Source organism: Oribacterium sp. oral taxon 078 str. F0263, assembly GCF_000469565.1.
Lineage (GTDB): Bacteria > Bacillota > Clostridia > Lachnospirales > Lachnospiraceae > Oribacterium.
The window spans coordinates 114295-128612 of record NZ_KI273084.1; the positions used below are offsets into that span (position 1 = coordinate 114295).

Annotated in this window: 14 protein-coding genes; 5 read left to right on the forward strand and 9 right to left on the reverse strand. The window is 54.5% G+C overall.

What is annotated here, in order from left to right; all coding sequences use genetic code 11:
* Window positions 1-146 precede the first annotated feature (146 nt).
* The 4 genes from HMPREF1986_RS01575 to HMPREF1986_RS01590 form a co-directional block, all read right to left on the reverse strand.
* Window positions 147-404, reverse strand: coding sequence for an HPr family phosphocarrier protein (locus HMPREF1986_RS01575; RefSeq protein ID WP_021772967.1), 258 nt, complete (start codon window positions 402-404; stop codon window positions 147-149).
* Between the two features lie 37 nt (window positions 405-441).
* Window positions 442-2325 (reverse strand): PTS beta-glucoside transporter subunit IIBCA, encoded by a 1884-nt coding sequence (locus HMPREF1986_RS01580; RefSeq protein ID WP_021772968.1) that lies wholly within the window; start codon window positions 2323-2325, stop codon window positions 442-444.
* A gap of 172 nt (window positions 2326-2497) precedes the next feature.
* Complete coding sequence (locus HMPREF1986_RS01585) at window positions 2498-3325, reverse strand: Cof-type HAD-IIB family hydrolase (RefSeq protein ID WP_021772969.1); 828 nt, start codon at window positions 3323-3325, stop codon at window positions 2498-2500.
* Window positions 3326-3357: 32 nt separating this feature from the next.
* Window positions 3358-5211 (reverse strand): alpha-amylase family glycosyl hydrolase, encoded by a 1854-nt coding sequence (locus tag HMPREF1986_RS01590; RefSeq protein WP_021772970.1) that lies wholly within the window; start codon window positions 5209-5211, stop codon window positions 3358-3360.
* Window positions 5212-5880: 669 nt separating this feature from the next.
* Here HMPREF1986_RS01590 and HMPREF1986_RS01600 point away from each other — a divergent pair.
* The gene (locus HMPREF1986_RS01600; protein ID WP_036598749.1) at window positions 5881-6774 is read left to right on the forward strand and encodes an ROK family protein; all 894 of its coding nucleotides are present in this window, start codon (window positions 5881-5883) and stop codon (window positions 6772-6774) included.
* Window positions 6775-7085: 311 nt separating this feature from the next.
* On the forward strand, window positions 7086-8375 hold the full coding sequence (locus tag HMPREF1986_RS01605; RefSeq protein WP_021772974.1) for a chloride channel protein: 1290 nt from the start codon (window positions 7086-7088) through the stop codon (window positions 8373-8375).
* Here HMPREF1986_RS01605 and HMPREF1986_RS01610 read toward each other — a convergent pair.
* Together HMPREF1986_RS01610 and HMPREF1986_RS01615 are read right to left on the reverse strand one after the other, a co-directional pair.
* Complete coding sequence (locus HMPREF1986_RS01610; protein ID WP_021772975.1) at window positions 8362-8586, reverse strand: hypothetical protein; 225 nt, start codon at window positions 8584-8586, stop codon at window positions 8362-8364. The genes HMPREF1986_RS01605 and HMPREF1986_RS01610 overlap by 14 nt on opposite strands.
* Before the next feature lie 68 nt (window positions 8587-8654).
* On the reverse strand, window positions 8655-8900 hold the full coding sequence (locus HMPREF1986_RS01615) for a hypothetical protein (protein ID WP_021772976.1): 246 nt from the start codon (window positions 8898-8900) through the stop codon (window positions 8655-8657).
* A gap of 268 nt (window positions 8901-9168) precedes the next feature.
* On the opposite strand from HMPREF1986_RS01615, the gene HMPREF1986_RS01620 reads away from it, so the two are divergent.
* Window positions 9169-9996, forward strand: coding sequence for a DUF134 domain-containing protein (locus HMPREF1986_RS01620; RefSeq protein ID WP_021772978.1), 828 nt, complete (start codon window positions 9169-9171; stop codon window positions 9994-9996).
* A gap of 86 nt (window positions 9997-10082) precedes the next feature.
* Here HMPREF1986_RS01620 and HMPREF1986_RS12760 read toward each other — a convergent pair whose 3' ends face one another.
* Window positions 10083-10562 (reverse strand): hypothetical protein, encoded by a 480-nt coding sequence (locus HMPREF1986_RS12760; RefSeq protein ID WP_021772979.1) that lies wholly within the window; start codon window positions 10560-10562, stop codon window positions 10083-10085.
* Between the two features lie 135 nt (window positions 10563-10697).
* The gene (locus HMPREF1986_RS01625; protein WP_036598751.1) at window positions 10698-11747 is read right to left on the reverse strand and encodes an oxidoreductase; all 1050 of its coding nucleotides are present in this window, start codon (window positions 11745-11747) and stop codon (window positions 10698-10700) included.
* Window positions 11748-11860: 113 nt separating this feature from the next.
* Between HMPREF1986_RS01625 and HMPREF1986_RS01630 the strand changes: the two genes are divergently transcribed.
* Both HMPREF1986_RS01630 and HMPREF1986_RS01635 read left to right on the forward strand, forming a co-directional pair.
* On the forward strand, window positions 11861-12190 hold the full coding sequence (locus HMPREF1986_RS01630) for a winged helix-turn-helix transcriptional regulator (protein ID WP_021772981.1): 330 nt from the start codon (window positions 11861-11863) through the stop codon (window positions 12188-12190).
* 103 nt (window positions 12191-12293) lie between these two features.
* The gene (locus tag HMPREF1986_RS01635; RefSeq protein ID WP_021772982.1) at window positions 12294-12863 is read left to right on the forward strand and encodes an RBBP9/YdeN family alpha/beta hydrolase; all 570 of its coding nucleotides are present in this window, start codon (window positions 12294-12296) and stop codon (window positions 12861-12863) included.
* Window positions 12864-13351: 488 nt separating this feature from the next.
* On the opposite strand, the gene HMPREF1986_RS01640 is transcribed toward HMPREF1986_RS01635, so the two are convergent.
* Window positions 13352-14299, reverse strand: a complete 948-nt coding sequence (locus HMPREF1986_RS01640) for a site-specific integrase (protein ID WP_036598754.1) — start codon at window positions 14297-14299, stop codon at window positions 13352-13354.
* Window positions 14300-14318: the final 19 nt, after the last annotated feature.

The following is a 14318-nucleotide window of genomic DNA, read 5'->3' on the forward strand; positions in this document are numbered from 1 at the left end:
GGATCCCTCTGCCAAAGTCCGGCCTCTGCAATGCTTTTTCGAGAGAGACCGAAAGCTTCGACAGGGGAATCCTACTAATTCCCCGGAAAACCCCGCTGCAATCAAGAAAAGCCTCTGTCAATGACCGAGGAGAAATCCCCGCCTTCCTAGAAGCGCTCCTTCAGCTCCTTCAAAAGTGCCTCCGCGCACTTCTCCTCGTCCGCTCCCTCGATCCGGACCGTGATGCTGTCCCCCTGCTTGATGCCCATGCCCATGAGGGCGAGCAGCTTCTTCATGTCCACGCTCTTATCTCCCTTAAAGACAGTGACAGAGCTCTCAAAGCCCTTCAGCGCCTTTACGAGAAGCCCCGCCGGGCGCGCGTGAATTCCGTTCGGATCGTTGATGACATAGCTGATTTCCTTCATGTTCTTCTCCTTTTCTCCTATTCTTGGTACAGCATCGCTATACCAGCAGCTTGAAGTCTTTATAGTCATCCGAATTGGTCAGCAAAACGACGACCAGATCCGGGTGCCCCGCGGCCTTGATCTTCTCCCTCGAAAAGCGGAGGATGGGCTCTCCCCTTCGGACCTTATCCCCCTCCTTCACGAGAGGCTCGAAGCCCTCCCCGTTCATGGAGACCGTATCCACCCCCACGTGGATCAGAAGCTCCATCTCCCCGGCTCCGCTGATTCCTATCGCGTGCTTCGACTCGGCGACAGAGGAGATCTCCCCGTCGAAGGGCGCATAGACGGTCTCCTCCTCCGGCTCGATGCCGAGGCCTCCCCCGAGTACGCCGGCCGCAAAGGTTTCATCGGGAATCTCCTCCTGAGCGACCATTTTCCCGCGAAGCGGCGAATAGATCTCTCCGGCCTCCGTACTCATGACGGCCGAAAGCACGGCCTCCGCCTCCTCCATTTTCTTTTCTTCCTTCTCTTCTCTTTCTTCCTTCTCTGCCTTCTTCTCCCCCTCCTCGCTCCAGAGGACCCAGGTCCCGGCAAAGGCGATACCGCCGGAGATCAGAAGAAGGATCGCATAGAGCAGAGGCTTATCGATGGTGAGAAATCCCGGGAGCCCCGTGACGCCGTAGGCCGTCGCCCCGATCCCGGTGAGCGCACCGAAGATCGCTCCGATCGCGCCTCCGACCATGCCGCAGACGAAGGGCTTCATGAAGCGCATGTTCACACCGAAGATCGCGGGCTCCGTGATGCCGAGAGAGGCGGAGAGGGAGGAGGGCACCGCGATGCTCCTCGTCTTTTGCTTCACCGACTTTATGCCGACCGCAAGGCAGGCTCCAAACTGTGCGAAATTCGCCGCGCTCGCCACCGGCATCCAGGTATTGAGCCCCCCGGAGGAGAGCATGCCCGCCTCAATGACATTGTACATGTGGTGAAGTCCCATGACGACCGTCACCGGATAAAGCGCGCCCATCAGCATTGCCCCGAGCGGATTATGCACCAGGAACTCCGCCGCCTTTAAGACGAGGGACTCAAGACTCGAAAAGATGGGTCCGATCACCATGAAGGTGAGGAAGGCCGTCACCGTCACGGTGCAAAGCGGCGTGATAAAGAGGTCCAGCATCTCCGGGACCTTCTTATGCAGCCACTGCTCCAGCTTCGACATGAAAAAGACCGAGAGGATAACCGGTATGACATGTCCCTGATAGCCGAGCTGATTGATCTGCCCCAGCACATAGCCCGGGCTGATCTGGATATGTCCGAAAAGGTACCAGACCTTATAGCCGTCCGCTGCGTTCCAGCCATTTGTCAGGGAGGAGTGGATCATGAGGAGCCCGATGACCGCTCCCAAGAATATATTGCCTCCGAAGACCCTCGCCGCAGAGATCGCGACGATGACCGGGAGATAGGCAAAGGCGGTATTTGCGACCATATCGAGGAACTGATACCAGTCGGAGCCCGCAAAACCGAGCCCCGGGATCTTCCCAAGGGCCTCCACGATTCCCATCATAAGGCCGGAGGCGACGATCGCAGGGAGGATCGGGACGAAGACATCCCCGATCGGCTTCAAAAGCCTCCGCCAAAGCGGCATCCTCGCCGCCGCCGCGCTCTTTACATCATCCTTCGTCGCGGCGGTCATACCCGTGATATCCAGAAATTCATCGTAGACCTTATTGACCGTGCCGGTCCCGATGATGACCTGGAGCTGACCGTTTGACTCAAAGAGCCCCTTCACGCCCTCGATCTCCTCCAGATAGGCCTTATCCACCTTGCTGTTGTCCTTAATGACCAGACGAAGCCTGGTGGCGCAGTGTGCCGCCTGCGCGACATTTTCCCTTCCGCCGATGTGATCGACGATCTCCTTGGCGCATTTTCTGTAATCCAGTGCCATAGCCTTCCCCCTCCCTGTACCCCTGTTTTTCTTCCGCTTTTCCTCTGCCTTTCTTTTTCTTCGCTTTTCTTTTCTTTTGCTTTCCTTCTATCTCCTCTGCCTCTTATCCAACGCCTCTTATCCGCATTTCCGGGACTTATCCGGCTTCCTGCGCCGCGTTTTCAAAAGCTTTTCAGGATTCCGTGAGCCCCAGCCTGCGGAAGGCCTCCGCGAGTCCGTCCTCCGTGACCGGCGGACAGACATAGTCCGCGAACTTCTTGAGCTGTTCCGAGCCGTTCCCCATACAGACGGAAAAGCCGCAGACCTCCATCATCTCAAGATCGTTCCTGCTGTCCCCGAAGCCGATGGTGTCGGAGAGCGCGCTTCCGAGCCGCTCCGCGATCCGGATGATTCCCTTCCCCTTGTCGAAGGCCCGGTCTACCATCTCGCCGTTTACACAACCGTACTCCGGGATATCCTGGATCATGAAGTTGAAGTCCCTCTCCAGCGGCGGACGGCAGGCTTCGATCTGTCCTACGCCCCGGGCCGCCAGTACGATCTTATAGATCGGCTGACCGTCATATTCCTCCATCGGCCGTATGCCGAGATTTTCGGATACGGCCTTCTTCCAGCGGAGAAGCTCCGAATTTCCCTCCTCGGACTCCGAGAGAAGACTCTTCAGATCAGAATCACAGAAGCTTCCATCTCTCCCCTCGATCGTACATACGACCCCGTTTTTATGGAAAATGTCCAGCGCTGTCTGAAGCTGTTCCTCGCTCATCGGATGGTCGTAGAGCAGCTCCTCCCCGAGGACGACATAGCCGCCGGAGCTTGCGACATAACCGTCAAAGCGATATCGGAGCAGCGGTCTCAGCATACCGAGATTCCTCCCGCTGCAGAGAAAGACCCGGTGCCCCCTCTCCTGCGCCAGGCGGATCGCCCTCTCGGCGCTTTTGGGAGGAGCATTGGTCCCTGCGGGAACCAGCGTGCCGTCGATATCCAGAAAAATAAGCTTTCCCATCCTCTTTTTCCTCTAATCCCCATTCCTCTTTGCTAACGGAAACGCGTGCAGAGCCAGAAAAATCCATAGCCCGGGACACTGACGCCCTTTGCGGGGCATTTCTTCCGGCTCAGAAGGTCCGTATAATCCTCGACCTCATTGATCCAGGCCGTCTGCTCCTCCTCGCTGAAATTAAAGAGAGCCAGCAGCTTCTCCCCCTTGTAATAGCGCCCGATCCCGAGGACATGATCGTTCCAGCACTCCAGGATCCAGACATCCGCCGCGCTCTCAAAGACACTGTGCTTTTCGCGGAGCTTCACAAGCCTCTGAATCGCCCGGAATATCCTCCCCTCCCGGCTCCCCTTCATCTTCCGGCGCTTTGCCTCCTCCCAGGGGAATTTCCCCCTGTGCAGATAGCGGGAGTCACTCCACTTGAGGGGATCCTCGTGGTAGCTGTAATCATTTCTCTGCCCGATCTCATCCCCCGAGTAGATCACGGGGATACCGGACTGACTCAGGAGAAAGGCGTGCAGCATGATGTCAAGGCGGATCGCCTTATCGAGCTTCTCCTCATTCCCCTCATATTCCGCGGCCTCGATGCCGCAGAGAGAGGCGGTCGTCCCGCAGAGTCTCGCATCTCCGAGGCGCGGATCATCGTTGTAGAGCTCCCCCCTCGAGTCCGAGCCCGGGAAATCCCCGAGGAAATAATGGTTCAGAAATCTCTTGTGCTCCACCTCCCTCACGCCGAACTGCGCGAGGAAGGGAAAGTCCAGCCCCCAGCCGATGTCATCATGGCAGCGGAGATAATTTAAGAAAATATACTCCTTCGGGAGAGAGAAAACCTGCCCGAGCTGATGCTTTAAGAGCCGCACGTCCTTGGTCGCGACGGTATGCCAGGTACTCGCCATCGTGGTGACATTGTAGAGCATCTGGCACTCCGGCTTCCCTCTGCTCCCGAAATAGGGGACGACCTTCGAGGGCTCCATGACGACCTCCCCTAGAAGCAGGGTCCCGGGGCAGACGATCTCCGTCGCCATCCGGAGGATGCGTACAAGCGTATGGACCTCCGGGAGATTTCTGCAGTTTGTGCCGAGCCTCTTCCAGATATAGGGCACCGCATCCAGCCGGAAGACATCCGCCCCGATATTGCATAGGTAGAGCATATTGGAGCACATATCATTAAAGACCGTGGGATTCGCATAATTTAAATCCCATTGATAGGGATAGAAGGTCGTCATGACCACCTTTTGCACGGCCTCGCACCAGGTGAAATTCCCGGGCGCCGTCTGTGGAAAGACCTGCGGAACCGTCTTCTCAAACTCGTTCGGGATATTCCAGTTGTCGAAGAAAAAGTAGCGGTCCTGGAATTCCTTCTCCCCGTTTCGCGCGCGGACAGCCCATTCATGCTCCTCCGAGGTATGATTCATCACAAAGTCGAGGCAGAGGCTCATCCCCCTCTTTCGGCAGTCAGAGGCGAGTGCGGCGAGATCCTCCATGCTCCCAAGCTCCGGCTGGATCTTCCGGAAATCGGAGACCGCATAGCCCCCGTCCGAACGCCCCTCCGGACTCTCGAAAAGCGGCATCAGGTGAACATAATTGACGCCGCTCTCCTTTAGATAATCGAGCTTTTCCCGGACGCCGTTCAAGGTCTCGCCGAAGCAGCGTGTGTAGAGGAGCATGCCCAGCATATCGTTCCCCTTGTACCAGTCCGGATGCTCCTCCCTTACTCTGTCCTGCTCCCTGAGCTCCTCCGGACGGGAGTGATAGAATTCATGGAGCATTGTGAGAAAATAATCAAAAGCCTGGCCGTCATTATGATAAAGCTCTGCGTACAGCCACTTAAGCTCATCATAATTTCGCTCCAGGCGCTCCTTGAATTCCTTTTCCAGCTCTATATCAGCGAACATTCTCCCCTCCTCCCGCACAGGCAAAAATCCCGCCCCCTGCTCTGAACACACAGGATGCTTCTCCGCTCTCCCCCCTGACACTGCCGATCTCTCTCCGCATCGTAAAATCCTTCCGCTGCGGCTCTTCCCTCCGCACCCGTGCAAGCACGGCATGCTTTCTCACTCTACCTTGTGGAATGATTCCGCATGTCTTCGCCGCTTCGCGGCTTTCGACATGCTCCCCGCCATTCGCATTCCCCTGGGCTTCGCCCATTCCATGCTCATGACGGGGCGCGTCATCAGCTCTTCGCTCCGCACCCGTGCAAGCACGGCGCGGAGGGAAGAGCTGTAACGCTGTAATCATTATAAAGACTTTCATTTCATTCAACAAGTCTCTTAAAACCGGCAGTATCCATCTTTTTTCATACTTCAGCGGAAGATAAATTAGCAGAATTCACCCGTTTGTTCTTAACTTAAGACAAATCGCTATGTTTATTTGAAAAAAGGCCGCGATGCTCGGAAGCTTTATCTGAAGCTTTTTCCGACTCAGGATTGATTTTTTTGACCTTTTCCCGGTATACTACTGAGTAAGTGTATCTGTCCCCGTCGGGCAGACAGATGCGAGGCAAACTCGCGAGCACAGGGGCATTAAGCCTGGGTATGAGCATACATAAATGGGGGAGGTTATCTATGCTGTATGGAGCACTGGAAGCCGGCGGCACGAAAATGATCTGCGCCTTGGGTGACGAGAATGGGAAGATTTACGAACAGCTTTCTATTCCGACGATAGAACCGGACATCACGATCCCAAAGATCATCGACTACTTCAGGGGGAGGCCGATCGAGGCGCTCGGCATCGCCTGCTTCGGGCCGATCGACCTGGACAGAGGTTCCAAGACCTATGGCTATATCACAACGACGCCGAAGCTGAAATGGAAAAACTATAACATCGTCGGGGCCCTGAGGGATGCTCTGTCTGTCCCGGTCGGTTTTGACACGGATGTCAACGGCTCTCTCCTCGGGGAGGTTTGCTACGGAAGCTCAAAGGGCCTCCGTGATGTCATCTATCTCACGATCGGAACGGGTATCGGCGGCGGCATTCTCTCAGGAGGGAATCTCGTCCACGGCATGCTCCATCCGGAGCTCGGCCATATGCTCCTCATCCCGCACCCGGACGATCCCTATACGGGTCACTGTCCCTTCCACGGAAACTGCTTTGAGGGAATGGCCTCGGGGCCCGCGCTGGAGGAGCGCTGGGGCAGAACAGGCAGAGAGCTCGCGGACAATCAGAAGGCCTGGGAGATCGAAGCCTACTACATCGCGCAGGCACTTTGTAATCTGATCCTCTCCCTGAGTCCGAAGCGGATCATCCTCGGAGGCGGCGTCATGCACCAGGAGCAGCTCTTTCCCATGATCCGAAGGCAGGTCGTCTCCCAGCTGAACGGCTACCTCCGTACAAAAGAGCTTTCCGATATCGCAAGCTATATCGTCCCGGCGAGCCTTCACGATGACCAGGGCATCATGGGCTGCATCCGGCTCGCCGTCGAGGAAAAGGAGAGAAGCACTGCTTCTGCCAGGGCTTGACGCCCTCCTCTTATGCTTCCAGCAGGCTTTTCTCCGTCGGCTATTTACAGCCTGCCCTGCTGATCCGCGGGCAGGCTGCCCTTGTCCCGGAATTTCCCGCGGGCATAAGTCCATAGGATACAGCAGCCGGGATAAGAGCTCCCGCATCGGACCGGCGGGACATTTCCCGCGAACAGAAGTCCATAGAATGCGGCGGCCGACATGAGAGCTTCCGCATCGGGCCACAGTATAAGTCTATAGGATACAGCAGCCGGGATAGATGCTTCCGCGTCAAACCGGCTGGCGGGACAAAGGACGGCAGGAGACAAAGAATGGAAATGGAAACAGAAAGGACAGCTATGATTTACCGGGATTACGCCATGCATGTCGGACGGATCTATCTCCGGGGACTCAAATGGATCCTGTTTGGGATCCTATGCGGGATCTTCGTCGGAGCGGTCTCCGCAGAATTCGCGAATGCGATCGTCTTCGTCACCGGCTTCCGTCTCTCCCATCCCTGGCTGATCTTCTTCCTTCCCTTCGCCGGCCTCGCCATCGTATTCTACTACCGGCTTCTCGGCGTCAGGCAGCCCAAGGGGACCAATCTCGTCCTGGAGGCGATCCGGACGGGAGACCGCGTCCCCGGGAAGATGGCCCCGCTCATCATCCTCTCCTCCATCCTCTCCCATCTCTTCGGCGCTTCCGTCGGTCGGGAGGGTGCAGCTCTCCAGGTGGGAGGCTCTCTTGGAAATCTCCTCGGAAGGATCTTTCATTTCCGGGATAAGGACCGAAGGCAGCTCATAATGTGCGGCATGAGCGCCGCCTTCTCCGCCCTCTTCGGCACCCCCCTCGCAGCTGCCGTGCTCGCGATGGAGATCAGTACCGTCGGAAATATCTACTACTTCGCCTTCGTCCCCTGTGTGGTCTCCGCCCTGACCGCCCACCTGATCGCGGAATTTCTCGGAGCAAAAGAAAGCGCCATGCTCGTAAACGAAGTGGCGGATTTCAGCGCTCACAGCGCTCTTCTCACGATTCTCTTTGCCTTTCTCTGCGCTCTGGTGAGTGTACTCTTCTGTGTGAGTGTGCACCGGATCAAGGCCCTTCTGAATAAATACCTGGAAAATGCCTATCTCCGGAGCCTCCTCGCGGGTCTCGCCGTCCTTTCCCTGACCCTCGCCGTCGGAGACCAAAGCTACAACGGAACCGGCATGCACACCATCGTTTCCGCTGTCGTAGACCAGGGCTTCCGCGCCGCTCCCTACGCCTTTCTCCTGAAGATCCTCTTCACCGCGCTCTCCCTCGCCGGAGGCTTCCAGGGAGGTGAGATCGTCCCCTCCCTCTTTATCGGTGCGGTCTTCGGAAATGCGGCCGCCTGCCTTTTCGGCATGGATCCCCGCCTCTTCTCCGCTATCGGCATGACCTGCGTCTTCTGCGGCGTGACCAACTGCCCCATCGCGGCGCTCCTCATAAGCTGCGAGATGTTCGGCTTCCAGGCCTCCTCCTACTTCCTGATGGCCGTCGCGATCACCTACCTCTTCTCCGGAAACTACGGCATCTACTCTGCTCAGAAGATCCTCTACTCCAGGGTCTCCGAGGAAGAGCTGAATATCAATGCGCACTGAGCAGCTTTTGCAGAAGCTTTACATCATCCGGACAAAGCTTCATATTGCTTACCAGCTCCTTTTCCCCGGGCTTTTTTATACGAAGCTCCAGCACGGTTCCCTCCGGAAGGCCTCGCCCAAACTCAAGCTTCAAAAAGCGAGACACCTTCGGATGATTCTCCTGAAAGCGCTTCAGCTGCGCCCCGATCTCCATCTTCTCCATCAGATTCATACTTCTTCCCTTTCTTCAAAAAAGAAGCCTCTGCCTCCGCGAAGACTTCTTTTTTCTTCGGTCCTCTCTTAAAGTCCCACATCCTCCGCACTCAGTGTCACGCTTCCATCCTCCCTCAAAAAGCAGGGAATCCCGATATAGCCATTCTTCTTTGCCTCATCAAATGCCGGGTTCTTGTCACGAAGACGGAGAAATTCCTTCATCTTTCCCACATGGGAACCGATGTCCACGAAGCGGAAATTTTCATTGCCTCGGATCTCCTTCTCCACCGTCTCGCAGTCCGGACAGCTCGGCATGCCATAGACTGTAATCATGCTCTTCCTCCTTCTATCTCTTTCTTTTTTCTATATCTTCCTTCTTCTATGTCTTCCTTCCTCTTCGCTTGATTCCTTATACAACCCTGCCGATCCGGTGTCAAGCTCCAAAGCCATGCGCTTTATGCGCAAGGCGAATCAGGAGCAAAGCCGCGGCGCTGAGATCCCCCCTGCCTCATTTTGTCGAAGGACTATGCTCTTATTCTTGACATATGTCTGAAACAATGCTATTTTATTTAATGACATATGTCAGAAAGGAGGTGCTCCCATGCCGAGAAAACAGCGCTGCAGATGGATCGGCGCCTATCCGGACTGCTGGGAGTTCTCCCCCGAGGAGGATACAGAGGAGGAACCGGTCATAATGAGCCTGGACGAGTTTGAAACGATTCGTCTTCTCGACCGCGAGGGAATGACGCAGGAGCAATGTGCCGGCCAGATGGGAGTGGCCCGCACCACTGTCACCGCCATCTATAACTGCGCACGCCGGAAGATAGCGGAAGCGCTGGTAGACGGAAAACGCCTGCTGATCCGCGGCGGCAATTATCGACTCAACAGTCGGGGAACGGAAAACATCATCCGGAAAGGAAAGAAAAGCATGAGAATCGCAGTCACTTACGAAAATGGAGAAATCTTCCAGCATTTCGGCCACAGCGAGCAGTTTAAGTTTTATGACGCGGAGGACGGAAAAATAATTTCCGAGCAGATCGCAGATACCAACGGCAGCGGACACGGAGCGCTGGCCGCTTTTCTGAAAGCCGCTCAGGTAGATTCTCTGATCTGCGGCGGTATCGGAATGGGGGCGCAAAACGCATTGGCGGAGGCTGGCATCCGGCTCTACGGCGGAGTCTCCGGTTCTGCGGACGCCGCGGCCAGAGCTCTGGCGGAGGGAACACTTCAGTATGATCCAAACGTCAAGTGCAGTCAGCACGGCCACGCCCACGGAGAAGGCCACAGCTGCGGGCATCACCACGGGGAAGAGCACAGCTGCGGGCAACATCGCGGGGAAGAACATAGCTGTGGGCAGCATCACGGAGAGGAGCATAGCTGCGGACACAGGCATGGCGATGAGGGCTGCCGCAATCATCACGGAGAATAGGGACGACCCGGCTGCTCCGTTTCTGTTACTCGCTCATTTCTTCTTGATTGAGAAGCAAAATACGGTAAGAACATTTCCCATCTTGCTCACTTCCTGTAATCGGTTAATAATCTGTCTGCTTTGACAAGATATGCATAACCGATAGAACTTCCTCGCCTTAAAGACTTCATTATCAGCATATCCGGTTGTATAAGCTTTTCTTTTTGGTATGGCTGTGGATCATTAACGCGAGTATACGCCGAACCTGCGAGAAGACATGATGCGAGGTAAATAACCTGCGGAGCCATTAACGCTGCCCTTTCCATGCTGAATCCCTGTACATATATATGCTGTGAAATATCCCTCGTCCCTCTCAGGTAGCACGGAAAATCATCCTCGTTTGATTTTCCTCTGGAACAAATGCAAATAGCTGCTTGTATGGAGTCCATCAGTGCATCGGCAGGAGTAATATCCAGTTCCCGATATCCAATTTCCGTATCACAAATATCAAAGGCCTGAATATCAACACCATTATCGCAGTATTTTTGATTTACTGCGATAATGGTGCAAAGAGATAAGCTCTGCAAGCTGCGGGCCGAAGCCCGTAGTTTTTCTGTCAGATCAAATGGTCGTTCCCTATTTTATTGTCTGAGCTATCCTACAAAAACTTTACGCTGGCGCACGGCCTTATGCACAGAAAGCCCTCTCTTTTAGATTCATACTCAACCGGCACACTCTCTCTTTTTTCGCATAATGCGTGCGGGGCATTTCCTGCCATCGGTAAACCATCGACAGCTTTTACAGCCAAGGCAGGGGCGATAATTCATGTTCTCCGCCGATCGCAGAACGAATGACGGATCCGCGAGAAACGCCCGGCCATAGGCAGCAAAATCACAGAGAGCATCTCGGACAAGGACATCTCCTCTCGCGAGTGTATCAATCCCCCAAACGGTAATGACGGGAATGTGTACGTGCGGCCGGATCGAAGAGCCTGCGTATACAATGCTGCTATATACATAATCGGCAGGCAGATGAAAAACCCGTGTCTCCGGTATCCCGTGCGAGACGTGCAGCATTTCAATTCCAATATTCTCGAGCGCCTGCGCCGCCGCGATATCCTCCTCCGGTGAATGTGTCCATCCCATTCGATAGGACAGGATGAAACGGTCATCGGCAAATTTCCGAATACCGTCCGCGATCTCCCGGACAAGTCTCATCCGACCATATAGATCCCCTCCGTATTTATCGCTGCGCCGATTCGACTTAGAAGAGGTCATCATATTCAAGAAAAAGCCATGTGCGCCATGCAGTTCAACCCCATCTGCTCCCGCACAGAAACAAAGATACGCGGCATGGATAAAATCATCTCGTATTCGTTCCAAATCTGCTGTCGTAGGCGTGTTGACATCTTTGGAACCGGGTGCCGAAAAATCATATCCTCCTTTCCCACGCTGTGCAAAGAATCTGCTTCCGCACACATGACAGCGGTCTGCAATCAGCCGAAGATATGGGATATGCCGCTTTGAATATGCCCCTGCCCCGCCGGACGTTCCGGCAGAGCGCGCTCTCGGATCATCCGATGGGGATATGCTCAGAGACTGGCTAATGAGAAGTCCGATCTCCTGATCGCAGTACCCGAGGTATTCACGGATAAGCTCATCTCCCATAATCCCGTCACGGCAGGGGAATCCGAACCGCACCATCGGCGCCATGACAATTCTATTTTTAAACTTCACACTTTTGATCTGATAGGATGAAAAAAGATTGCTCATAGATGATTCTCTCCTGAATCTTGCCATTTCTCTCAGCATCATTATAATAACCCTATGCCGTTCCATACAGTACTCACTAATTTGTGAGATACTCTCCAAAAGGAAAGAAATCCATGATTCAAAATATCTGCCGCAGCAAAGAGGCCCCCTTTTTATCAACCCTGGCAATCATCGGCGGAAAGTGGAAGATGCGCATCCTCTATGAGCTTTCCTGTGATTCCATTTTACGATATGGCGCGCTGAAACGAAATCTGGCTCCGATCACGCACAAAATGCTGAGCTCGCAGCTAAAGGAGCTCGAAAAAGACGGCATGATTATACGCACGGAATATCCGCAGCTCCCCCCAAAAGTCGAATACACTCTGTCCGACAGGGGGAAAACGTTCGTCCCTATCATCAATGTAATGTGTGATTGGGGAAAAGAGCATGCTGCAAAGCGCTGATCCGGCACTCACTAAAAAGTGCCTGCTTGTTCCGGACTCCGACGAGCAGTAAGATAAATCAGGCGGTTTTGCAGGATATACTGCGAAGGAGAAGGAGAAGAAAATGAGCAATCAGACACAGAATAAGAACGTATATATCATTCATGGATTTGACGCATCCTCCGAAAGACACTGGTTTCCATGGCTGAACAAGCTGCTTATGGACAAGGGCATTTCCGTCGAGTCCATCGATATGCCGACACCGGCGCAGCCGGACTTCGGGACATGGATTTCGTTTCTCTCGAAGCGTCTCACAAACGTAACACGAGACACTTATTTTGTCGCCCACAGTCTGGGCTGCATTACAACACTGCGATATTTGCAGAAAGCCTCCGTCCCGATCGGCGGCGTCGTTCTCGTCTCCGGATTCGATCAGCCGATTCCGGGTTTTTCATTCCTCGATGAGTTCACAGCCGAAATGCCGGACTATAAACTGCTTTCAGAGATAATTCCGAACAGAGCCGTTGTCTCCGCCATGGACGATCCGATTGTCCCCCACGAGTTCAGCCGCACATTTACCAAACGATTCGGCGCGGTTTTTTATGAGACCGAAACGGGCGGGCACTATCTGGACGCTTGCGGGATAACGACTCTGCCCATTGTTTACGACGCTCTGTCCCAAATGATGGAATAATGGAAAAGAGAATGCCGTGTCAGATGAAATCGCTGCCGACCGTAAAACAGATGCTTCGAACAGAAACTGTACGCCCCAATATTGGCCCGCGTCTAAAGGCGCGGGTTTTCTTTCCCCCTCCTTGTCCTTGCCCTTTGGGCTGGCACATAAGCGCCTGCTTCCTGTAGATAAGTCAGCCAACGAGGGACGCCTGGTTTATGATTCCGGTACAGCTCCTTGAGACAGCGAGGGCTCTTAGAGGAGCGATCAAAATCGAAGCTCCCTTCACCAGTAGATTACATGACACATCTTTTACTTTTTCACAGAGATAAGCTCTGCAAGCTGCGGGTTTCGGCCCGCAGTTTCGCTCTCAGATCAAATCATTCCTTCTCCCGGATAAGATCCACGAAGCAAACATGACATCCGCCCTATCATAAAAACCTTAAGAGCAAAACGCATTCCTCCATTGGCAAGGTTCCGATCTTCCAGGCCCGGCATCTTCGGAAGGCTCACATCAGATTCGCGAGCGAGCGCATCACCAGATCGACGTCCTGATTTTCCAGCTCCTGAATAATGTGGAGATAGGTCTTCTGTGTCGTCGTCATGCTGGCGTGCCCCAGCCTCCTCGCCACGCTTCCGATGGACACTCCGGCAAAGAGAAGGAGCGAGGCATGCGTGTGCCGAAGGCCATGTACGGAAATCACGGGAATCCTCAGCCTTTTGCAATGCCGATCCAGGATTCCGTTTACCGTGGAATTGTAGATCGCCTCATAGCCTCCTCCACCGTCCCTCCTCACAAAGATCGGCTCTCCCGGCGGCAGCTTCTTCGTGAGCTCCGCAAACTGCATGACCGTCTGCCAGTCGATCCGGATCTTCCGGACGGATGACTTGTTCTTTGTAGGCATAAATCCGCCGCCGTCCTTGTAGTTCCACGTCTTGCTGATGGAAAGCGTCTGATGGGAGAAGTCGAAGTCCTTCGGCGTGAGCGCCAGCGCTTCGGAAAAGCGCATCCCGGTCTTTGCGATGAGGAGAATAAAATAATCCCAGTCGGCCTCTTTCCCCAAGTGAAGATCGGACAGCAGACTGTGAAGCTCGAACTGATTCAGATACTTGATCTTCTTCCGGGACGGTGTCTTCCCCTTGATGATCACCTTTCTGGTCGGATCCCGCTCGATCAGTCCCTCATCCACGGCATCCAGGATCGCTCCCTTCAGCTGATGGTGAAAGTCCATGGTCGTCTGACGCTCATGACTCCTCGCATAATCATTGATCAGCTGCTGATACGTAATCCTCGTCATCTCGCACAGCTTCCGGCCCGGAATCAGCTTCTCTACCCACGCCTGCGTCATCCTGTACTTGGCAAGCGTCACGTCCCGGATCGCTCCGTCCTTATAGACCCGGATCCACTGCGCGTAGTAGCTTGTAAATAAATCCGTCGTTTTCATTTCATCCAGCATATCAAACCTCCCGGTTCTC